This window comes from Xanthobacter oligotrophicus (assembly GCF_008364685.1).
GTDB lineage: Bacteria > Pseudomonadota > Alphaproteobacteria > Rhizobiales > Xanthobacteraceae > Xanthobacter > Xanthobacter oligotrophicus.
Map to the genome: position 1 here is coordinate 248,061 of NZ_VTTL01000002.1, position 20,813 is coordinate 268,873.

Genomic DNA, 20,813 nt, shown 5'->3' on the forward strand with positions numbered 1-20,813 from the left:
GGATGGCGCCGGCCGCATCGCCCCGTTACAGGCGCGCCGGCCGGATCATCGCTGCTGCCATGGTCGCCCTTCTCGGCGCCGGGCCGGCCTTCGGCCAGAGCGCGGGTGAAGCCACCCCGGACAAGCCGGCATCGACAGCGCCCGCTCCCTCCGATCCCGCGGCGGCAAATCCGGCGCCCGCCAGTCCCGCGCGGGGCGAAACGGTGGACCAGGCCATCTGCCGCCTCATCGATGCGGCGGCGGCAAAAGAGGGCCTGCCGGCCGCCTTCCTCACCCGCCTCATCTGGCGCGAAAGCTCGTTCCGCCCCCATGTGGTGAGCAACAAGGGGGCGCAGGGCATCGCCCAGTTCATGCCCGGCACCGCGAAGGAGCGCGGGCTGGAAAATCCGTTCGATCCGGAGGCGGCGATCCCGGCTTCCGCGGCGCTGCTCGCCGACCTCAACCGCCGCTTCGGCAATCTGGGGCTGGCGGCGGCGGCCTACAATGCCGGTCCCGGGCGCGTCTCCGGCTTCCTCAATGGTGGCGGCCTGCCGGAGGAGACGCGCGCCTATGTGCGCATCATCACCGGCCGCCCGGCGGAGGACTGGGCGGCGCTGCGGCGCCAGGGAGCCGACAAAGCAGCGGACAAGGGAACCGACAAGGCGGGCGAGGCCCCGGCCGTCCCGCAGGAGGCCTGCCTTGCCACCGTCGCCGCCCTGCGCAAGGGCGCGCCAGCCCCCTTGGCGGGCGAGCCGGCCAACCCGCTGTTCGCCCCCTGGGGGGTGCAGATCTCCGGCAATTACGTGCGCGACATCGCGCTCGCCTCGTTCCGCCGGGAGGCGACCCGCTATCCCGCCGAATTCGCGGACCTGACCCCGGTGATCGTGGCGACGCGGGTGGGCGGGCGCGGCCCGCGCACCTTCTATCGCGTGCGCCTCCCGGCCCAGACCAAGGCCGAGGGCATGAAAATCTGCGACCGCCTGCGCAAGGCCGGCGGCGCCTGCCTGGTGCTGCCGAACTGAGGGGGCGGGGGGGGTATCCCTCGCCCGGTCGTAATGCGGCTCCCACCCGTCCCTCGCCCGCGCGGGGAGACACGCAGAGAGGTGTCACAGTCGCCATCGCCCCTCCCAGCGTCGCCGTCCGGCTTGAGCGGACGGCCCATGGCCCCGCCTGGGAAGACGCAGCCGTAACACCGTGGAGGCTGGGACACGCGGAGAGATGGACCCTCCGGTCAAGCCGGAGGGCGACGGCGGTGAGACGCGGACCCTACCCCGCACCACAAGCCGGAGAGGGGTCTTCGGCGCCCTTGGACGAAGACCCCTCCCCCTCAGCTCACCGCGAACTTCAGCAGCTTGGCGGCGTCGAAGTCCTGCACCCCGCCGCCCACGCGCTTGGTGGTGTAGAACAGCACGTAGGGCTTGGCCGAATAGGGATCGCGCAGCACCCGCACCCCGGCGCGGTCCACCACCAGATAGAAGCGGCGGAAGTCGCCGAAGGCGATGGCGTAGGCATCGGCCGCCACGTCGGGCATGGCCTCGCTTTCCACCACCGGGAAGCCCATGAGGCTGGCGCCCTGGCCCACCCCGGCGGGCGGAGCCCACAGGTAGTTGCCGTTCTCGTCCTTCAGCTTGCGCACCGCGCCTTGCGTCTGCCGGTTCATGACGAAGGTGGCGTTCTGCCGGTAGCCCGCCTTCAGCGCATAGACCAGGTCCAGCAGCGGATCGGCCGGCGTCGCGGACGGGAAGGCCCCCGCCGCGCCGGTGGCCACATAGCCCACCTTGTCCCAGGCCCAGGCGCTCTCCGCCACCTTGGTGTAGGCGAGGAAGCCCTTGGGCTTGGCCACGCCATCGCCGGTGACGAAGGCCACCCCCTCCTGGCTCGCGAAGGCGGTGTCCACCTCGGTGGCGAGCCACTCCTCCACATTCACCTGCGCGTCGTCCAGCAGCGACTGGGTGGCGGCGGGCATGGCGTAAAGCTCCATGGCCGGGAAGGCCAGCTCCGCCAGCACCGGGCTGTCGGTCTGCGGCCGCGCCGCCGTCTCCGCCGCCCAGCCGGAGACCGGGCCGGAGGTCATGAACGGCTTGCGATAGGTGCCGCCGCCGATGGTGCGCACCGAGGCCAGCGCCCGGATCGGCGACAGCACGGCAAGGCGCCGGCCGATCTCGGTCTCGGTCTCCGAGGGCACGAGGTATCCGCCGGCCTCGCCGGTGGCGGAAGAGAGCGCCTTCGCCTCCAGCGCCTTCAGGCCGCCGGCCTCGCCGTGGCGCACATAGGTGGCGAAGGCATCGGTGTGCTCGCGGGTGGCGGCCGGCGCTTCCGTACGCTCCGGCGCGGCGCCGAGCGCGGGCCGGCGCGCCTTGGTGGCGAGGGCGTCGAGCCGCGCCTTGTGGGTGTCGAGGGCGGCATCGATGCGGGCCAGCTGCTCGGTGGTGAGCACATCGGCGCTGCGCCGCTCCATCTGCGCCAGGCGGGTGTCGTTCACCTGCTTGTAGGTCTCGAAGGCGGCGAGGAAATCGGCCACGGCGGTGGTGGCCTCGGCGGAAGTGGCCTCGGCGACCGCCACCTTGGTCTCGGGCGCGCCGGTGAGGGTGCGGGCGGTGTCGGCAAAGGCAGTGTCGGGACGGGACATGAAAACCTCTTCTGCGATGAATGAAAGTCAGGGACGGGCGGCAGCGCGCAGGCGGGCCGCGGCGGCCGCGAGCAGCGCCGCGGGGGCCGCGGGCGGACGGGCGATGCGCGCCCCCGGCTGCATGGGGAAGGTGACGATTGACACCTCCCACAGGTCGATGCGGGACAGCCGGCGCAGGCGGGTGCGCGGATCGGTGCGCGCCTCCACCGCCTTGAAGCCGATGGAGAGGCCGTCGAGCGCGCCCTCGCCGATCAGCGCCGCGCACTCGCGGGCACGGACCACGTCGGGGGAGAGGCGGCCGCGCACATAAAGGCCGCGCGTGTCCTCGAACGCCTCGGTCCACATCCCGATGGGCTCGGCCGGATCGTGCTGGTAGAGCAGCCGCACGCCGCCCGCGCCCTGCCGGGCGAGGCTTGCGGCAAAGGCGCCGGGCAGCACCAGGTCGCGGCCGAGGTCCGCCACGTCGAACAGGCAGGCATAGCCCTCGATGGGAAAACCGTCCGCCATGGCTCAGCTCCGCTCGGTGGGGGCGGCGGGGACCTTCTTGCGGCGCCGGCTCTTCTCCAGCCGCTCCAGGGTGGCGACGAACTCGCGGAACACGGCGCCGGCGGCGGGCGGCGGCGCGGGAGATTTGCCAAGGGCGCTTGTCTTTGAGGGTGCACCGGTGAGGGCGCGGATGCGCGGCGACGACGCCGTCTCCGGCGCCTTGCGGAAGGGTGAGCGCATGGGGGATCTCCGGAATGGGAGGGGGTCAGGAAAGCTCGTCGAAACGGGCGTTGAAGCGCGCCAGCTCGCGGACGAAATCGTCGATGCGGTGGGTGGCGCGGGCGAGCTCGCCGAGCGCCCGCCACAGACCGGCGGAGGCGGCCAGCGCCCATAGCAGCAGCGCCAGATGCGCCAGATCGCCCCGCTCGGCGAAGGCGCGGATGAGGGCGTCCATGGGGGGTGTCCGGATTGGGGGGGGCGAGAGGGAAACCACGCGGACGTGCAACCACCGTCATGGCCGGGCTCGTTCCGGCCATCCACGCCGGGAGGCCGGGAGCGACTTCAGAGAATTGCGCAAACGGCACCGCGTGGATGCCGGGCACAAGGCCGGGCATGACGGTGGTTATGCGATGATATCGTTGTACAAATCACGCCATTCGGGATTGAAATCCAGAATAAGGCGCACCTTCCAGGCACGTGGCCAATGCTTCATCAACTTTTCCCGCTGAATGGCCAGAGGAACTTCGGAGTGAAGCTCGAAATAAGCCAGCCGGGTCAGGCCATAGCGTTTGGTAAAGCCATTTGCGGTGCCCTGCCGGTGTTCCCAGAGCCGGCGAACAAGATCATTCGTCACGCCCACATAGAGCGTGCCATTCGGCCTATTCGTCAGGATGTAGATCCAGCCGCCGCGCATCTCACGAGAATGGCCAGCACCTCAAGGTTTCACAAGACCTGCGCTCATTCGCACGTCGTCATGGCCGGGCGCGTCCCGGCCATCCACGCCGCGGGGCTGGAAGCGACTTCAGGGAATTGCACAAGCGCCGCCGCGTGGATGCCCGGCACAAGGCCGGGCATGACGGCGAGTGAAAAGCACCGAAATACTCGTCGCCGCACGTCGGATCGGCAGGAGGCCCCCCCCCCCCCTCACCGCAGCCGCCGTCCCCCCTCGCCATAGCCCGTCGCGGCGCGCTTCTCTTCATCCGTGAGGAAGTCCGCCGCGCCGATGCGCGCCCACAATTCGGTGCGCTCGGCGGCCAAAGCCTCGGCCTGGTCGAGGTCGGGGACCAGCGACAGGCCGCCGCCATAGGCCGGGCCGAGCCACAGGGAGAGCGCGTCGCACACCCGGCGCACCAGCGGCACCACGCTTTGGCGCCACAAAGCGCGGTTGGCCTCGGCGTAATTGGCGTAGGTGTTGTCGCCGGGAATGCCCAAAAGCAGCGGCGGCACGCCGATGGCCAGCGCGATTTCGCGGGCGGCGGAATTGCGCGCGGCCTCGAAATCCATGTCCTTGGGCGAGAGCGACAAAGGCCGCCAGTCGAGCCCGCCCTCCAGCAGCAGCGGGCGGCCGGCATTCACCGCGCCCTGGAAGGATGCTTCCAGCTCGCCCTTCAGCCGCTCGAACTGCTCGTCGGAAAGCGCGCCCGAGCCGCTGTAGACCAGCGCGCCGGAGGGGCGGGCGGCGTTGTCGATGAGCGCCTTGTTCCAGGCGCTGGCGGCATTGTGCAGATCGAGGGCCTGCGCCGCCGCCTCCAGCGGGGCGAAGCCGTAATGGTCGTCCAGCGGGTTGAAGGCGGTGAGGTGCAGGATGGCCGGCACGTCCGCACCCTCCACCAGCGTGTCCTGCGGGATGCGCACGGTGCGCGCGCCGAGGGTGTAGTCATAGGCCTCGGGCCAGCCGTCGGGGCCGGGCACCACCTTCACCCGGTCGGGGCGCAGCAGGTGCAGCTCGCGGATCTCGCCCTCCACCGCCACCGCCTCCACATAGGCGTTGCCGGCCACCATGAGGTGGCTGCAGATGGATTCCATGAGGGAGGACCCGGTGAGGCGCGGGTTGGGCCGGCGCATGAGATCCAGCAGCGGGTGGGCCTCCATCTCCTCCCGCCCGGCCATGAGCACCAGCGGCAGCGCCGAGGCGGATTCGCCGATGAGCCGCACCGCGCGATAGGCGATGGCATTCTTGGTGAAGCCCTCGCGGGCAAGGGAGGCATAGTCGCGCGGGGTCCAGCGCGGCCGCCCGGCGGAGAACAGGGCGATGAGGGGCGCGGCGCGGCTCGCCTTCTCCTCGGGCGGGCGACGGCGGAAGGGGGCGAGTAACTCGGCGAGCATGAAGAGACTCCGGAAACGAAAAAGGCCGCCCGGAGGGGCGGCCTTGATGCGGGGGGCAGGCGCGTGCGGCGGCGCGCTCAGGCGATCCGGCGCGGATAATCGTGGCGCGGCGGCAGCCGGTGATAAAGGCTCGCGATCAGCACCAGGGCGATGGAGCCGGCGAAGACGATGCCGCCCAACTCGAACGGATCGATAGCGGCCACCACCATGAGGATGGGCACCGCCCCCGCCGGCGGATGGGACACGCGCATGAGCAGCATGGCGAGGATGGCGAGGCCCACGCCGAGGGCAGCCGCCCACCACGCGCCGGGGAACACCACGGCGACCAGCAGGCCGATGGTGGCGGAGACCGCATAGCCGCCGATGACATTGGCCGGCTGGGCCAGCGGCGTTGCCGGATGGCCGAACAGCAGCACCGCGCTGGCGCCGAACGGCGCGATGAGCAGCGGCAGCTGGGTGAAGGCGGCGGCGCCGCCCACGAGACCCATGCCGAGCATGCCCCCCGCACCGGATTTCAGGCCGACGAGGACCGATCCGCAATGGGGCTCATGACGTGCGAAGAAATCTTTCAGATGCTGTCTCATGGCTCCAGATGGGGCAGTAGGGGCCAATGGGATGCAAATGTCTGCACACATCGTTGTCATGCAGCCTCATTTGTAGGCACGATCATGCATGTATTTTGAATATGTGCAATGGGGACGGTGCCCCGCGATGGCATTGAGCCGGTTTCCGTCGGCTCATCGGCGGCGGCGCGGGGTCGCGATTTCGTTCCGCCGGCGGCCGCGTCGGCGTATAATGGCGATGCGTGATGGCCCCGAAACCCGGGGTCTGGGGGACGCGAAGGGAGGGCGTCATGCTCTATGCCCTGGTCCTCATCGTGACCACTACCACGTTCCAGCCCGTTGCTTCCGGCGCATATGGCTATGCGCCGGATCCCTACGGCGCCGGGCCGGGAATGGTCGCCACCACCTCGCAGAGGCTGGTGGGCTATTATCGAACCGAGCGCGGGTGCCTCGGCGCCAGCATCAAGCGCAACCAGAACTGGCCGGATTTCGCGCCGGGCCAGAGCGTCACCGGCGTGTGCGTGCAGGTGCAGATCCCGGTGGGCGCGGACATGGTCGGCGGCAGCTGAACCCGCTCATACCGTCGGCCTCGGTCTTCGAACGATGCCAAGTGGGTGACGCTCAAGCGCCGCTCGGGCTTGATCAATGGCCCATGAGCAAAGCTCACGGGCCATTGGTGTCACAACCCCCTGACCCGCGGCGCGCCGGCCTTCGGGCCGAGCGCCAAAGCGGTGACCGCCCACACCAGCGCGTCGAGCCGGTCCGGCGAACGGCCCGACGACAGGCCGTCCGTGCCGAAGTCGCACATCTCGTCCTCCAGCGCCGGGAAGGCGCCGGCATGACGCACCCGGCCCTGCTCGTAGAGCGCGGCCACGGGCTCGGCGCGCAGGAACTTGCCGCGCGTGGCCCGCACCTGTTCCACCGGCACGCCATCGTCCACCTCGGCGATGACGGCGCGCACCATCTCGCCGCCCTGGTTCACCTCGGCGACGATGAGATCCGCCTCGAAGCGGCGGAACAGCGCCACCGCCTTCGCCGCCCATTGCGCGGGGCGCAGGCCGGCGGCGCTGTCGTCCGCCAGCACATGCACCACGCCTGACGCGTCGATGCCGGCGCAGACGATGCCGCAGGCATCCGCCCCGGCCCGCGAGGAAGCCGGCGGGTCCACCGCCACCACGATGCGGACAAGGGGCGGCGCCTCCGCCTCCCGCAGCGCTTCCAGCGCCGGGCGGGAGAACAAGGCGTCGGCGCGGTCCTCGATCAGTTCGCCGTCCAGCTCCTGCCGGCCGAGGCGGGTACCGCCATAGCGGGTCAGCACCTGGCCGAGGAAGCTCGGGGCGAGGTGGAAGGCGTTGTCGGCGGTGCGCGCCCGCGTCACCGCCGTTGAGGGGTCCGCCAGCAGGCGGCGCAACAAGGCGGTGGGGCGCGGCGTGGTGGTCACCATCTGGCGCGGCTGGGCGCCGAGCCGCAGGCCGAATTGCAGCATGTCGAAGGTGGCCTCGGCCCGCTTCCACTTGGCCAGCTCGTCGAGCCAGGCGGCGGCGAATTGCGGGCCGCGCAGGCTCTCGGGGTCCTCCGCGGAAAAGCCCTGCGCCACCGCGCCATTGGCCCATTCCAGCCGGCGCCGGGTGGGCTCCCAGCGCGGCCGCTCGGCGCGGGGATGGACCGCAAGCAGGCCGGAGACCCCCTCCACCATCACCTCGCGCACATCGGCCATGGTCTCGGCCACCAGCGCGATGCGCCCCACCGGCTGGGCGGCGAAGGGTGGACGGCCCAGCGCGAGGCCCCGCACCCATTCGGCGCCGGCCCGCGTCTTGCCGGCGCCGCGCCCGCCCAGCACCAGCCAGGTGGTCCAGGGATCGCCGGAGGGCGCGGTGTCGGGCGGCAGCTGGTCGGGACGGGCCCACAGGGCCCAGTCGGCGAGCAGAAGCTCGGCCTCGGCCTCGGGCAGATCATTCAGCAGGCTCTGCGCCTGCCCCGTCCGCGCGCAGGCGATCAAGGCGGCGCGCAAGCTCGCGGCGGAAGGTGTCGAGGTCGCGGACGGCGTCATCTTCGGCTTTCACCTTGCGGCTTTTCTGCGCCTCCGCCTCCAGGGCGGACAGTTCGCGCAGGGTGCGGGCGAGCACGGCGAGGGCGCGGGCGTCCTTCTCCGCATCGGCGGCGGGGCGGGACGGGCCGGCAGGCGCATCGGCCTCGGGCGGCACGGCGGCGGCGAGGCGCTGCTCGATCTCGTCGAGCTGGCGCTCGGCGGCGCGCCACAGCCGGGAGAGGAGATGGCCCCGCGCCGGCGAGGCGCTGCGGGTGCCCGGCGCCAGCGTCACCCGCCGGGCCGCCGGCTTCAGGGTGACCGTGCCGTCGGACGCCACCTCCCGGTCGATCCAGTAGTAGACCTGGGAGGGCTTCAGGGCGGTGCGGCGGGCGATCTCGGCAATTGGCGCGCCATCCAGATAGAGCTGGCGCGCAAGCTGTGCCATGGCTGGCACCCGGCGGGGCGGCAACGCTTTGCGCATGGACATGTCCGAAAAAGGATGGGCCGAAGCCCAAGAGGCAAAAGCCGGAAGGCCGGCAGAACCGGCGGCGAGAGCGGCGCAGGGGCAAAGGCCCGTCAGGCACACGTCTCGAACATGACCAAAACCTAGCCGGGCAGCGTCACGCTGTCAAGGATTAAAATCCGTATAGAGGATAAAAAGCCGATCACCCCGCCGATGCCACCGCGGACGGGGGCCGGTCCTGTTCCACATGGATGCGGCTGCGGCCGGCCATCTTGGCGGCGTAGAGCGCGCGGTCGGCGCGGTTGTAGAGGTCGGCGAAGGTGTCGCCGAGCCGGCTCTGGGCGATCCCGGCGGAGAAGGAATAGGAAAAGTCCGGCTGGTGCGTCAGCGGGCGGGCCAGCCGCACCATGTCCAGCGCCTGCTCCACGATGCCCCGCGCGGCACCGGCGGAGGTGGCCGGCAGCACCAGCACGAACTCTTCCCCGCCCACCCGGCCGAAGCAGTCTGCGCGGCGCACCTCCCGCGCCATCCGGGCGGCGAAGTCGCGCAGGATGAGGTCGCCGGCCTGGTGGCCGAAGCGGTCGTTGATGGCCTTGAACTGGTCGAGATCGATGAGGCAGAAGGCGCCGCCCGGCCCGTCCGGCGCCAGCATGTCGGCCACCCGAGCGGCGACGAAGCGGCGGTTGGCGACGCCGGTCAGGTCGTCCGTGTAGGACGCATAGAGGGCGCGGTCCCGGTCCAGCCGCATGGCCCGCTCGTCGGGGCGGAAGGCGGTGACGTCCACGGCATGGGCCAGCATCCAGCCGTCGGCCGACACCACCTGGGTCACCAGCAGCCAGCGGCCGTCATGGAAATCGACCTCGAACACCTTGTGGCGCTCCTTGCCGCGCCGCGACCGGTGGACGATGATCCACTCGTCGATGTCCGAGGTGTTGATGATGGTGCCGCGACCGGCGTGGTAATTGCGCCGCACCATCTCTTCCCAGCTGATCTCCTCGCCCTCGGCGATGAACATGGCGGCACGGAAGGCGGCATTGGCATAGCGCAGGCGATCGGAGGCGTCGAAGAGCGCCACCAGCACCGGTGTGCTCTGCTCCAGCTGGCGCAGGTGCTCAAGGATATCGTTCATCTGCCCCGACTTTACAGCGCGTAGCGCCGGTTGCGGAGTGTTGTTTTCGGCCCCACGCCGGGCGGCATGTCGCGGCCCGGACGGCGCCGCGCGCGCACCGGCGCCATGGCAAGCGCCGGCCGCCTGCGCTATGGAAGAGCAGCCGGCGCGCCGGCGCTGCCGTGGGCCTGATGCCACCATGTTCCTTGTGCCGATCATGCTGCCGCTCGTCTTCCTCGCCTGCCTCCTCGCGCCGGCCCGCGCGCTGGAGACCGGCGCCCCGCAGCCCGGCACCCGTCAGCCCGAGATGCCCTCCCAAGCGATGCCCTCCCCTGCGATTGTCTGGCCCGACACCCCCGCCACGCGCCGCGCCGCGCAGGATTTCATCGAGACCCTGAACCGCGAGCTGCTGGCCCAACCCAGCGCCACCCTGACGCTGGAGCGCTGGTGCGGCGCCCGTGGCATCGGCGATCCGGCCCTGGTGCGGGCCGAGCGCGAGCGCGCCGGGGAGGATCCGGCCCCCGAGGAGGTGCGCGCCCTGCTCGGCGCCGATGCGCAGACCCCGGTGCGCCACCGCCGGGTGCGGCTGACCTGCGGCGCCATCGTGCTGTCGGAGGCGGACAATTATTACCGGCCGGACCGGCTGACGGCCGAGATGAACGCCGTGCTCGACGCCACCGACACGCCCTTCGGCAAGGTGGTGCGCCCGCTCGACTTTCGCCGCCGCACGCTGGAGACCCGCCTGCTGTGGCAGCCGGCGGAAGAGGCCCCGGCCGCTGGCGCCTCCGGCGCCTCCGCCGGCCCCTTGGGCCCGCTGGTGATGCCCCGCTTCGTGCTGGCCCATCGCGCCGTGCTGACCCTGCCCGACGGCACCCCCTTCAGCGCCCTGATCGAGCGCTACACCTCCGGCGTGCTGGCGTTTCCCGCGCCGAAGTGAGGGGGGACGGAGACGGGAAGCGCCGGGCCGCACCCTAACCCCCGCGCGCGGGAGAGGGTTCACCGCCAGTCCATCGCCCCAAGCCACCGTCGCCGTCCGGCTTGACCGGACGGCCCATGGCCCGGCCGGGACAACGCGGCGGGCGCTTGGAACGCGGCGAGATGGGCCCTCCGGTCAAGCCGGAGGGCGACGATGATTTCAGAAGCGGCCCGGGTTTCAGAAGCGGCCCGCCCCCTCTCCCGTCCCGATGCCAGATGTTTCCGGCTTCGGCTCTTGGAGAACCGAACTCGGCAACAGCCGAGTTCGGGCGGAGGAGGGTTGGGGAGGGGGCTGAGGCGGCGAGATTCCGGGACCAAACGTGCAGGCCGGAACAACCCAGCATGGCCGCCCGGCGGGGTGCTTTGGTTGGCGAGGGCCAGCCCCTACCCTGCCCTCCCCGGCACGCGGGAGAGGGTTCAGCGCCGGTCCATCGCCCGATCCCACCGTCCGCCGTCCGGCTCGACCGGACGGCCCATGGCCCGGCCGGCACAAGGCGGCGGGCGCTTGGAACGCGGCGAGATGGGCCCTCCGGTCAAGCCGGAGGGCGACGATGGTTTCAGAAGCGGCCATCCCCCTCCCCCGCACGCGGGAGAGGGTTCACCAGCGACAGCGGTGAGGAGGCGCACGACGCTCCGGAAGGCAAGCCTTCCGGAGCGCTGAGGCGGCCGCTCAGGCCTCGGTCTGCGCCTCGGCCACCGCTACGGCCGTCATGTTGACGATGCCGCGGGCGGTGACGGACGGGCCGAGGATGTGCGCCGGCTTGGCCGTGCCCATCAGGATCGGACCCACCGGCAGCGCGTCGCCCAGCACCTTCAGCATGTTGAAGGCGATGTCGGCGGCGTCGAGGTCGGGCATCACCAGAACGTTGGCCGCGCCGGTGAGGGTCGAGTTGGGGAACACCCGCTTGCGGATGTCTTCCAGCAGGGCGGAATCGGCCTGCATCTCGCCATCCACCTGCAGGCTCGGTTCACGCTCGCGGATGATGGAGAGCGCCGAGCGCACGCGCTTGGCCGACAGCGTCTCGTGGCTGCCGAAATTGGAGTGCGACAAGAGCGCCACCCGCGGCTCCAGGCCGAAGCGGCGGACGTGGGCGGCGGCCAGCACCGTCATCTCGGCGAGGTCGGCGGCGGTGGGCTCGGTCTGGATCTGGGTGTCGCAGATGAAGAAGTTGCCGTGGGAGGTGATGAGCAGCGACAGCGCCGCCAGCTCCTTCACCCCCGGCGCCAGGCCGATGATGTCGCGCACCTGACGCAGGTGGCGGGTGAAGCGGCCCTCGATGCCGCACAGCATGGCATCCGCCTCGCCGCGCTTCACCGCCAGCGCCGCGATCACGGTGGGATGGGTGCGCACCAGGGTGCGGGCGGCGTCCGGCGTCACGCCACGGCGGCCGGCGATCTCCACATAGTCGCGCACATAGTCGCGGTAGCGCGGATCGTCTTCCGGATTGATGAGTTCGAAGTCGTGGCCGGGCCGCACCGAGAGGCCGAAGCGCTTCAGGCGGGTCTCCAGCACATTGGGACGGGCGACGATGATGGGACGGGCGATGCCCTCCTCCACCACCGCCTGCACGGCGCGCAGCACCCGCTCGTCCTCGCCCTCGGCGTAGACCACGCGCTTGATGTTGCGCTTCGCCTGGGCGAACAGCGGCCGCATGATGAAGCCGGAGCGGAACACGAAATGGTCCAGCCGCTCGATATAGGCGTCCATGTCGGCGATGGGCCGGGTGGCGATGCCGGTGTCCATGGCCGCCTTCGCCACCGCCGGCGCGATACGCAGGATGAGGCGCGGGTCGAACGGCGAGGGAATGAGCGAATCGGCGCCGAAGGCCCGGGTCTCGCCGCCATAGGCGCGGGCCACCACGTCGGACGGGGTCTCGCGGGCCAGCGCCGCGATGGCCTCCACCGCCGCCATCTTCATCTCGGGGTTGATGTCGGTCGCCCCCACGTCCAGCGCCCCGCGGAAGATGTAGGGGAAGCACAGGACGTTGTTGACCTGGTTGGGGAAGTCGGAGCGGCCGGTGCAGATCATGGCGTCGGGGCGCGCCTCGCGGGCGAGCTCGGGCATGATCTCCGGGGTAGGGTTGGCAAGCGCGAGGATGAGCGGGTGGTCCGCCATCTTCTTCACCATCTCCGGCTTCAGCACGCCGCCGGCGGAGAGGCCGAGGAAGATGTGCGCGCCCTCGATCACCTCGTCCAGGGTCCGCTTGTCGGTCTTCTGGGCGAACTTCTCCTTCCAGGGGTCCATGAGGGTGTTGCGGCCGTCATAGACCACGCCCTCGATGTCGCAGACCCAGATGTTCTCCTTCTTGGCACCCAGCGTGAGCAGCAGGTTGAGCGAGGCGAGGGCCGCCGCGCCGGCGCCCGAGGTGACGATCTTCAGCTCCTCGATCTTGCGCTTGCCCACCTCCATGGCGTTGCGCACCGCAGCGCCGACGATGATGGCGGTGCCGTGCTGGTCGTCATGGAAGACCGGGATCTTCATGCGCTCGCGCAGCTGGGCTTCCACCTCGAAGCACTCGGGGGCCTTGATGTCCTCCAGGTTGATGCCGCCGAAGGTGGGCTCCAGCGCGCTGATGACGTCGACCATGCGCTCGACGGTCTTGGCGTCGATTTCGATGTCGAACACGTCGATGCCGGAGAACTTCTTGAACAGGACGGCTTTGCCCTCCATCACCGGCTTGCCGGCGAGCGGGCCGATGTCGCCGAGGCCGAGCACGGCGGTGCCGTTGGTGACGACGGCGACGAGATTGGCGCGGATGGTCAGTTCCGCCGCCAGGAGCGGATCGGCGGCGATGGCTTCGCACGCGGCGGCGACGCCGGGAGAATAGGCGAGCGCGAGGTCGCGCTGGTTGCCGAGGGGCTTGGTGGCCTGGATCTCCAGTTTCCCGGGCTTCGGCAGGCGATGATAGACGAGCGCCCCGGAACGCAGATCCTCGGAAATGTTGGACGCCATATCCCCTCCCCCTCCTCGAGCCCGCCGGCTCGGCAAAACGGGCTGCAACCTAGCCGCCGCGCACTCCCATGTCACGGGCCGGGATGAAAATTGAGGTATGTTGCGCAAGCGTAACGCGACTCGGCCGGACGGCGGGGGAAAGGACGGGACATGAGCAGGAAATTCGGCCTTCGGATCGCCGGCGCGATCGGCCTTGTGGCGGTGCTCTGCGTCGCCGGCTGGTATGGCTTCCTCGCCTGGTCGCGCACCAAGGTCCGCGCGGAGGTGGACGCCGTGTTCGCCGGCATCCGGGACACCGGGGCGAAGGCCTCCTTCACCGAAGCCAGCTTTGATCCCAGGGAGATGGGTGTCACCGTCACCGGCATTTCCATCCTCTCCCCGGACGGATCGGCGCGGCTGAAGGTGGACCGCCTCTCCGCCCGCGGCGGTGAGCGGCCCCATGACCGGCGCGTGGCGGTGGACGCCCTCGATCTCGACGGCGTGGAGATCGCCCTCACCGGAGAGGCAGCCGCCGGCGGCACCATCACCTACACCCTGCCGCAGGTGATGATCGACCGCTACAACGGCCCCATGACTCTGATCGCCGCCGGCGAGGGCAACGGCCCGTTCGGCGCGCTCCGGGTGGCGCTGCGCCAGCTCGCCTCCACCACCGCCGCCAAGGTGACCATTCCCGAGGCCCACGGGCGCATCGCGCCGGCCGGCGCCGCACCCGCCGAGATCGCCTACCGCAACCTCGCTGCGGAAGGCATCAATGCCGGCATCATCCGCAGCCTGCTGGTGGATTCCATCACCTTCGCCTTCACGCCGCCGCCCGAACCGGCCCCCGCCGGCGCCGCGCAGGGCCAGACCGCGCCGGTCAAGGCGGCCCCCGGCCGCGTCACCGCGCAGGTGGACGGCTTCGTGGCGGCGCAGATCGACACCGCCCCGCTCCTCCTCATGACCCAGCCCGGCGGGCCCTCCGGCAAGGCGGCGGAGACCTACGGCCGCATCTACGGCAAGGTGGTGACCGGCCCCTACAAGGTGACGCAGGAGAATGGCCCCTCCCATGGCGCCCAGTCGGTGCTCCTGGAGAACGTGGCCATCCGGCCCGCCTCCTTCGACGCGCAGCGCGTCGCGGCCCTCGACGCCCTGAGCCGCAAGGCGCCCAACCTGTCGCTGGAGGACAGCCGGCGCCTCGCCGAGCTGTCGCGTGATCTCGTCGGCGGCATCGCCTTCACCACGGTGGCCATCAGCAATGCCACCACCGAGCAGCAGGGCGAGAAGGGCAAGGTCGCCACCGCGCGGCTCGAAGGCCTCGCCAACGGTGTGCTGGACGGCGCCACCTTCGAGGGGGTGGAGGGCGTCACCCCCGGCGGCGGCGCGGCGAAGATGGCCCGGCTCGCCGTGCGTCAGCTCGATTTCAACCAGCTGGCCCGGCTCTCCGCCGAGGCGGACGCGCCCTCGCCCCTGTCGGCGCTGGTGCTGTTCAAGGTCTTGTCCGGCGTGGAGCTGAAGGGCCTCGAAGTGCCCTATGGCGAGGGACAGCAAAGCAACGAGCCGGTGAAGGTCGGCACCTTCGCCCTGTCCTGGGGCGGCTCGCTGGGGGCGCTGCCCTCCTATTTCGACTTCACCCTCGCCGACGTGTCCGGCCCCATCACCGCCGACGACGGCGAGCCCTTCACCTATCTGGTGCAGGCCGGCATCACCCGAGCCACCATCTCCATGGGGCTGAAGGCGGCCTATGACATCAACGACCGCACCCTCACCATCGCCCCGGTGACCACCGAGGTGAAGGACGCCTTCCGGGTGAACCTGGAATCGGCGCTGGTGGATGTGCCCGACGCCGCCTTCACCGATGCGGCCGGCTTCCTCGCCGCCCTGCCCGTGGTGACGGCAGGGCCGGTGAAGGTGACGCTGACGGATCTCGGCCTCGCCAGGCTCATGTTCGCCCAGCTCGCCGCCGCCGCCGGCGTGAGCGAGGACGCCTATCGCAACGAGGTGGTGGCGCTGGCGGAAGGCTTCGCCGACGAACTCAAGACGGTCTCGCCCGATGCCGCGTCTGTGGGCGCTGCGGTGGTGGCCTTCCTGCGCAAGCCCGGCACGCTGACAGTGACCGCGACCCCCAAGGGCCGGGTGCCGCTGCTGGCGCTCGCGGGCTCGGACGACCCTTCGGTGGTGCTGGAGGCGTTCAGTTTCTCTGCGACCGCGACAGCGCCCTGAGGCCGTTGGCTGCGAACGCCCAGGCAGGGCTTGAAGGCCCTCTCCCGCCCGAGGCCGAATATGGCCTCGGCTGCTGGGAACAGAACCCGGCGCAGCCCCCTCCCCCGCAAACGGGAGAGGGAAAGGGAGAGGACGCCGATCACCTGCGATGCGGGACCGATCGACGGCTCATTTCCCCGCGGCCGACATGTTCAGGAGCGCCACCAGCTTCATGATCTGCTGCTGGATGGCGGCATTCACCTCCGCCGGCTTGTGCTCTTCCACCTGCACCGTCTTGAGGCCCAGGGGGCTCCGGTAGAAGGCGACCAGATCCTTGAGCTCGGCCGGCGTGTAGGCGGTCGCGTAATAGGTCGCGAAGGTGGCCATCAGGTCCTCGCGGATGCCGGCGGAGGCCTTCAGGAGTTCGGCACGCACCTCGGCCTGCTTGTCGGCAGGCTGCTTCTCCGCCACCTGCGCGATCATGCGGTCGATCCGGCTTTCCATGCCGGGGGCGACCGCCAGGTTCACCATCTGGCGCGCCAGTGCCGACGCATCGGCCCCCTCCTCTGCCACGGCCGCGACCGGAGACAGCAGGGCCGCGACCACAAGCCAAGACACCACAAGCCGTGACAACACGCACCGCATCGGCGTTCCTCCCCGGGAACGGCCGATGCGTCGCGCGCGCCCGGTCCTGCGTTCCCGCAGGCGAGGCTATACCTATTTCGCCTGCGGCGCCGAGCGGATGTGAAGCTCGCGCAGCTGCTTGGGCGCAGCCTCCGCCGGGGCACCCATGAGCAGGTCGATGGCCTGCTGGTTCATGGGGAAGAGCGAGATTTCGCGCAGGTTGGTCACGCCGCACAGCAGCATTACGATGCGGTCCACGCCCGCCGCCATGCCGCCATGGGGCGGGGCGCCGTACTGGAACGCGCGATACATGCCGCCGAAGCGCTCCTCCACCGTCTCCGCGCCATAGCCGGCGATCTCGAACGCCTTCACCATGGCCTCAGGGCGATGGTTGCGGATGCCGCCGGAGGCGATCTCGTAGCCGTTGCAGGCGATGTCGTACTGGAACGCCTTGATGGTCAGCGGGTCCTGCCCGTTGAGCGCATCGAGGCCGCCCTGCGGCATGGAGAAGGGGTTGTGGGAGAAGTCGACCTTCTTGTCGTCCTCGTTCCACTCATACATGGGGAAATCGACGATCCAGGCCAGCTCGAAGCGGTCCTTGTCGACGAGGTTCAGCTCCTCGCCCACCCGGGTGCGAGCAAGGCCGGCGAACTTCACGAACTTGTCCGGATCGCCGGCGACGAAGAAGGCGGCATCGCCCGCCTTGAGGTCGAGCTGAGCGCGGATGGCCTCGGTGCGCTCGGGACCGATGTTGTTGGCCAGCGGGCCGGCGCCCTCGCCGCCCTCACGCCACATGATGTAGCCGAGGCCCGGCTGGCCCTCGCCCTGCGCCCAGGAATTCATGCGGTCGCAGAAGGCTCTAGAGCCGCCGCCGGGGGCGGGGATGGCCCACACCTGGTTCTTCTCCACCTCCAGCATGCGGGCGAACACCTTGAAGCCCGAGCCACGGAAATGGTCCGATACGTTCTGCATCACCAGCGGATTGCGCAGGTCCGGCTTGTCGGTGCCGTACTTGCGCAGCGACTCCGCATAGGGGATGCGGGGCCACTTCTGCGTCACCGGCTTGCCCTGCGCGAACTGCTCAAACACGCCGGTGATGACCGGCTCCACCGCCGCGAAGATGTCCTCCTGCTCGACGAAGCTCATCTCCAGGTCGAGCTGGTAGAACTCGCCAGGCAGGCGGTCGGCGCGGGGGTCCTCGTCGCGGAAGCAGGGGGCGATCTGGAAGTAGCGGTCGAAGCCGCTCATCATGATCAGCTGCTTGTACTGCTGCGGCGCCTGGGGCAGCGCATAGAACTTGCCGGGGTGCAGGCGGCTCGGCACCAGGAAGTCGCGCGCGCCCTCCGGCGAGGAGGCGGTGAGGATGGGGGTCTGGAACTCGAAGAAGCCTTGCCCCTTCATGCGCGAGCGCATGGCATCGATGATCGCGCCGCGCGTCATGATGTTGCGGTGGAGCTTCTCCCGCCGCAGGTCGAGGAAGCGGTAGCGAAGGCGGGTCTCCTCCGGATACTCCACGTCGCCGAACACGGGCAGGGGCAGCTCGGCCGAGGGGCCCAGCACTTCCAGCTCGGCGGCGTAGACCTCCACGGCGCCGGTGGCGAGGTCGGGGTTCTCAGTGCCCTCGGGGCGCAGGCGCACCTTGCCGTCGATGCGGATCACCCATTCGGCGCGCACCTTCTCGGCGTCCTTGAAGGCGGCGCTGTCGGGGTCCACCACCACCTGGGTCAGCCCGTAATGGTCGCGCAGATCGATGAACAGCACGCCGCCGTGGTCGCGGATGCGGTGGCACCAGCCGGAGAGGCGCACGACATCACCCACCTGGGCGGTCGAAAGCGCGCCGCACGTATGGGAGCGGTAACGGTGCATGGGTCGCCCTTTCAAGGCTGAACAGAGAGGCGCGGGGCCCGTGGGCCCGGTGTCCGGACGTCCCGCGCGCAGCCAGATGGGCGCGCGCCGGACGCCTGAGGCCCCGTCCGTCCCGGGCGCGGCGTCTCCGCGCGCCACGGCACGACAGTCCGCGTCTGAGGCGGGGCGAAGGTGCATGCGCCCCGCCCCTTGTCAAGCGTGCTGTCCGTTTCGGCAGGTTTCAGGCGCTGTTGAAAATCCCTGCGATCGTGCGTTAATGCTGCGGTGCAGCGCAGGGTGAGCGGGGGCGTAGCCGGCATGGACACGCCAGGGGGCGGGCAACGAGCACCGGGCAATGCGGGCCCGCCGGACCGGCGCAGCCCGATGGCGCTGGCGATCCTTGCCGCTCTGCTGATCGTGAGCATCGTCGTCGCCACCGCCTCCTTCGTCCGGACCGCGCGGCGGGATGGCATCGAAGGCCGCCGCCGCGAGCTGGCCAACCTCGCCCTGACCCTGGCGGAACAGACCGCGCGGGTATTCCAGGGCCTGGAGTTCGTCCAGGACGACCTGATCGGCCACATGCGTGAGCAGGAGATCGAAAGCCCCGGCCAACTTCGCGCGATGATGGGCACGCAGGCCGTCCACGTCCTGCTGCGGGCGCGGATTTCCGCATTGCCCCAGGTGGGCTGGTTTTCCGTCGTCGACGACACCGGGCAGCTTGTGAACTCCTCGCGGGCCTGGCCGGTCCCGGACGTCAACATTTCGGATCGCCCCGCCTTCCGGGAGCTTTCCGCCCCGCAGGGGCCGCGGCTTTTCGTCGGGGAGCCGGCGGCCAGCCCCAGGACGGGCGCCATCTCGATCACCCTCGCCACCCGCTTCACCACCGGCGACGGCCGCTTCCTCGGCCTGGTGCAGGGCGCGTTGGAGCAGTCCTACCTGGAGCGCTTCTACGGGGCCATCCAGCTCGGCCGCGACGGCATGATCGCCCTGGCGCGCACCGACGGGACGCTGCTCGCGCGGCACCCCGGCAGCGCCGGCCTCTCCGATCGCGACCCGGCGCTGCGGGCACGGACCATCGGCGCCGTCCTCGCCGCCGCAACGGAAGGTGTTCTGCCCGCCGGCGCCCTCGACGAGAAGGGGCGTATCGCCGCCCTCCAGCCCCTGCCCCACCTGCCGCTGGCCATCGTGGTGAGCGACAGCCGGGCCGCCATCGAAACCGTGCTGTGGCAGCGTGCCATGCCGCTCATCCTCGCCTCGGGGCTGTTGTGCTGCGCCATCGCCCTCATCACCTACGGCTTCGCGCGCCTCATCAGGGGCGAGCGCGCCTTTGCCGCAGCCGAGCACGCCCTGGCGCGGGTGGACCCGCTGACGGGCCTTGCCAACCGGCTCGCCTTCACCGAGCGCCTCGAAGCCCTGCTCGCGACGCCCGACGCCGCGCCGGCCTTCGCGTTGCTTTGCGTCGACCTCGACGACTTCAAGGCCGTGAACGACACCCTCGGCCACGAAGCCGGCGACCTGCTGCTGACCGAGTTCGCCCGACGCATCAGCGGCCGGCTGGCGCCGGGAGACACGGCCGCCCGGCTCGGAGGCGACGAATTCGGCATCCTTCGCCTCGACACCAGCGGCGACCGGGAGGCCCTGGCGTTCGCCCAGGGCATCATCGCTGCCCTTCAGGAACCGCTCGTCATCGGCCACCACCGGGTCACCGGCGGATGCAGCATCGGCCTGGCCCTGTCCCCGGCGGACGGGACCACGGCGACGCAACTGCTGCACAATGCCGACCTCGCGCTCTATCGCGCCAAGAGCGACGGGCGCGGCGTCGTGCGGGCCTTCGTCGCGGAGATGGAGGCGAGCGCCAGTGCGCGCCGCACGCTGGAGACGGACCTGCACACCGCGTGGCGGGACCGGCATTTCGTCCTCGCCTATCAACCCATCTTCGAGGCCGCCACCGGCCGGCTGGCCGGCTTCGAGGCGCTCGCGCGCTGGCCGCATCCCGAGCGCGGCCTGGTGCCACCGGAAACCTTCATCCCCGTGGCCGAGGAGACCGGCCTCATCCTGCCACTCGGCGCCTGGGTGCTGCGGGAGGCCTGCCACATGGCCGCGGAATGGCCGCCGCACCTGTTCGTGTCGGTGAACCTCTCGCCCCTCCAGTTCCGCGGCGCCCAGACCCATCAGCAGGTGCGCGCCGCCCTCGATGATTCGGGCCTGGCGCCGCAGCGCCTTGAACTGGAGATCACCGAATCGACCCTGCTCAAGCAGGGGCCCATGGTGCGGGCCACCCTGGAGCAGCTTGCCGCCGAGGGAATCACCGTCGCCCTCGACGATTTCGGCACCGGCTACTCCTCCCTCGGCTATCTGCGCACCCTCAACATCGGCCGCATCAAGGTGGACCGCTCCTTCGTGGACGACGTGGAGCGATGCCCCCAGAGCCTCGCCATCGTGCGGGCCATCGTCGGCCTCGCGCGCACCCTGTCCCTGCGCTGCACGGCCGAGGGCATTGAAACCGAGGCCCAGCGCCGCATCCTTGCGGACGAAGGCTGTACCCATCTCCAGGGCTTTTTCCTGGGCCGCCCGGCGACCCCCGAGACGGCCCTCGCCCTGGCCCGTTCCGACGCTGCCTGACAAAATCGCGCCACATTCCCTTTTCCGGACGGCC

The 20,813-nt window shown here is 70.6% G+C and carries 18 protein-coding genes; 5 read left to right on the plus strand and 13 right to left on the minus strand.

From position 1 onward, the window contains the following. The first annotated feature begins 2 nt into the window (after nucleotides 1-2). Nucleotides 3-1,001 carry a lytic transglycosylase domain-containing protein gene (locus FZ033_RS03995; RefSeq protein ID WP_149574858.1) on the plus strand — a complete coding sequence of 333 codons (999 nt, stop codon included), beginning with the start codon at nucleotides 3-5 and terminating at the stop codon, nucleotides 999-1,001. Between the two features lie 305 nt (nucleotides 1,002-1,306). Here FZ033_RS03995 and FZ033_RS04000 read toward each other — a convergent pair whose 3' ends face one another. The 7 genes from FZ033_RS04000 to FZ033_RS04030 all read right to left on the minus strand — a co-directional run bounded on the left by FZ033_RS04000 (nucleotide 1,307) and on the right by FZ033_RS04030 (nucleotide 6,003). After that, nucleotides 1,307-2,608 (minus strand): phage major capsid protein, encoded by a 1,302-nt coding sequence (locus FZ033_RS04000; RefSeq protein WP_149574859.1) that lies wholly within the window; start codon nucleotides 2,606-2,608, stop codon nucleotides 1,307-1,309. Nucleotides 2,609-2,635: 27 nt separating this feature from the next. Further along, on the minus strand, nucleotides 2,636-3,115 hold the full coding sequence (locus FZ033_RS04005; protein ID WP_149574860.1) for an HK97 family phage prohead protease: 480 nt from the start codon (nucleotides 3,113-3,115) through the stop codon (nucleotides 2,636-2,638). Between the two features lie 3 nt (nucleotides 3,116-3,118). Then, nucleotides 3,119-3,334, minus strand: coding sequence for a hypothetical protein (locus FZ033_RS04010; RefSeq protein ID WP_149574861.1), 216 nt, complete (start codon nucleotides 3,332-3,334; stop codon nucleotides 3,119-3,121). Nucleotides 3,335-3,359: 25 nt separating this feature from the next. After that, nucleotides 3,360-3,548, minus strand: a complete 189-nt coding sequence (locus tag FZ033_RS04015) for a hypothetical protein (protein WP_149574862.1) — start codon at nucleotides 3,546-3,548, stop codon at nucleotides 3,360-3,362. Nucleotides 3,549-3,716: 168 nt separating this feature from the next. Then, on the minus strand, nucleotides 3,717-4,007 hold the full coding sequence (locus FZ033_RS04020; protein ID WP_149574863.1) for a GIY-YIG nuclease family protein: 291 nt from the start codon (nucleotides 4,005-4,007) through the stop codon (nucleotides 3,717-3,719). Between the two features lie 230 nt (nucleotides 4,008-4,237). Further along, the gene (locus FZ033_RS04025; protein ID WP_149574864.1) at nucleotides 4,238-5,419 is read right to left on the minus strand and encodes a phage portal protein; all 1,182 of its coding nucleotides are present in this window, start codon (nucleotides 5,417-5,419) and stop codon (nucleotides 4,238-4,240) included. Between the two features lie 77 nt (nucleotides 5,420-5,496). Continuing rightward, the gene (locus FZ033_RS04030; protein WP_149574865.1) at nucleotides 5,497-6,003 is read right to left on the minus strand and encodes an HPP family protein; all 507 of its coding nucleotides are present in this window, start codon (nucleotides 6,001-6,003) and stop codon (nucleotides 5,497-5,499) included. Between the two features lie 269 nt (nucleotides 6,004-6,272). Here FZ033_RS04030 and FZ033_RS04035 point away from each other — a divergent pair, with 269 nt between their 5' ends. Beyond that, nucleotides 6,273-6,551 carry a hypothetical protein gene (locus tag FZ033_RS04035; RefSeq protein ID WP_149574866.1) on the plus strand — a complete coding sequence of 93 codons (279 nt, stop codon included), beginning with the start codon at nucleotides 6,273-6,275 and terminating at the stop codon, nucleotides 6,549-6,551. A gap of 110 nt (nucleotides 6,552-6,661) precedes the next feature. Here the strand turns inward: FZ033_RS04035 and FZ033_RS04040 are convergent, their stop codons facing one another. From FZ033_RS04040 to FZ033_RS04050, 3 genes are all read right to left on the minus strand, one after another. Continuing rightward, the gene (locus tag FZ033_RS04040) at nucleotides 6,662-8,032 is read right to left on the minus strand and encodes a DNA-packaging protein (RefSeq protein WP_232847318.1); all 1,371 of its coding nucleotides are present in this window, start codon (nucleotides 8,030-8,032) and stop codon (nucleotides 6,662-6,664) included. Then, nucleotides 7,935-8,456: a helix-turn-helix domain-containing protein gene (locus FZ033_RS04045; RefSeq protein WP_188079294.1), complete on the minus strand. Its 522-nt coding sequence runs from the start codon at nucleotides 8,454-8,456 to the stop codon at nucleotides 7,935-7,937. The genes FZ033_RS04040 and FZ033_RS04045 overlap by 98 nt, the downstream gene beginning before the upstream one ends. A 220-nt stretch (nucleotides 8,457-8,676) precedes the next feature. Next, on the minus strand, nucleotides 8,677-9,603 hold the full coding sequence (locus FZ033_RS04050) for a sensor domain-containing diguanylate cyclase (protein WP_149574868.1): 927 nt from the start codon (nucleotides 9,601-9,603) through the stop codon (nucleotides 8,677-8,679). Between the two features lie 178 nt (nucleotides 9,604-9,781). Between FZ033_RS04050 and FZ033_RS04055 the strand changes: the two genes are divergently transcribed. Then, nucleotides 9,782-10,519, plus strand: coding sequence for a hypothetical protein (locus tag FZ033_RS04055; protein ID WP_149574869.1), 738 nt, complete (start codon nucleotides 9,782-9,784; stop codon nucleotides 10,517-10,519). Nucleotides 10,520-11,227: 708 nt separating this feature from the next. Here the strand turns inward: FZ033_RS04055 and FZ033_RS04060 are convergent. After that, entirely contained in the window at nucleotides 11,228-13,510 is a 2,283-nt protein-coding gene (locus FZ033_RS04060; RefSeq protein ID WP_149574870.1) for an NADP-dependent malic enzyme, read from the minus strand. A gap of 150 nt (nucleotides 13,511-13,660) precedes the next feature. Here FZ033_RS04060 and FZ033_RS04065 point away from each other — a divergent pair, with 150 nt between their 5' ends. Beyond that, nucleotides 13,661-15,709 (plus strand): hypothetical protein, encoded by a 2,049-nt coding sequence (locus FZ033_RS04065; protein WP_149574871.1) that lies wholly within the window; start codon nucleotides 13,661-13,663, stop codon nucleotides 15,707-15,709. 168 nt (nucleotides 15,710-15,877) lie between these two features. On the opposite strand, the gene FZ033_RS04070 is transcribed toward FZ033_RS04065, so the two are convergent. Then, on the minus strand, nucleotides 15,878-16,324 hold the full coding sequence (locus FZ033_RS04070) for a DUF2059 domain-containing protein (RefSeq protein WP_188079295.1): 447 nt from the start codon (nucleotides 16,322-16,324) through the stop codon (nucleotides 15,878-15,880). Between the two features lie 81 nt (nucleotides 16,325-16,405). After that, on the minus strand, nucleotides 16,406-18,178 hold the full coding sequence (aspS, locus tag FZ033_RS04075) for an aspartate--tRNA ligase (RefSeq protein ID WP_149574873.1): 1,773 nt from the start codon (nucleotides 18,176-18,178) through the stop codon (nucleotides 16,406-16,408). Between the two features lie 363 nt (nucleotides 18,179-18,541). Between aspS and FZ033_RS04080 the strand changes: the two genes are divergently transcribed. Beyond that, nucleotides 18,542-20,779, plus strand: a complete 2,238-nt coding sequence (locus FZ033_RS04080) for a putative bifunctional diguanylate cyclase/phosphodiesterase (protein WP_188079296.1) — start codon at nucleotides 18,542-18,544, stop codon at nucleotides 20,777-20,779. Nucleotides 20,780-20,813: the final 34 nt, after the last annotated feature.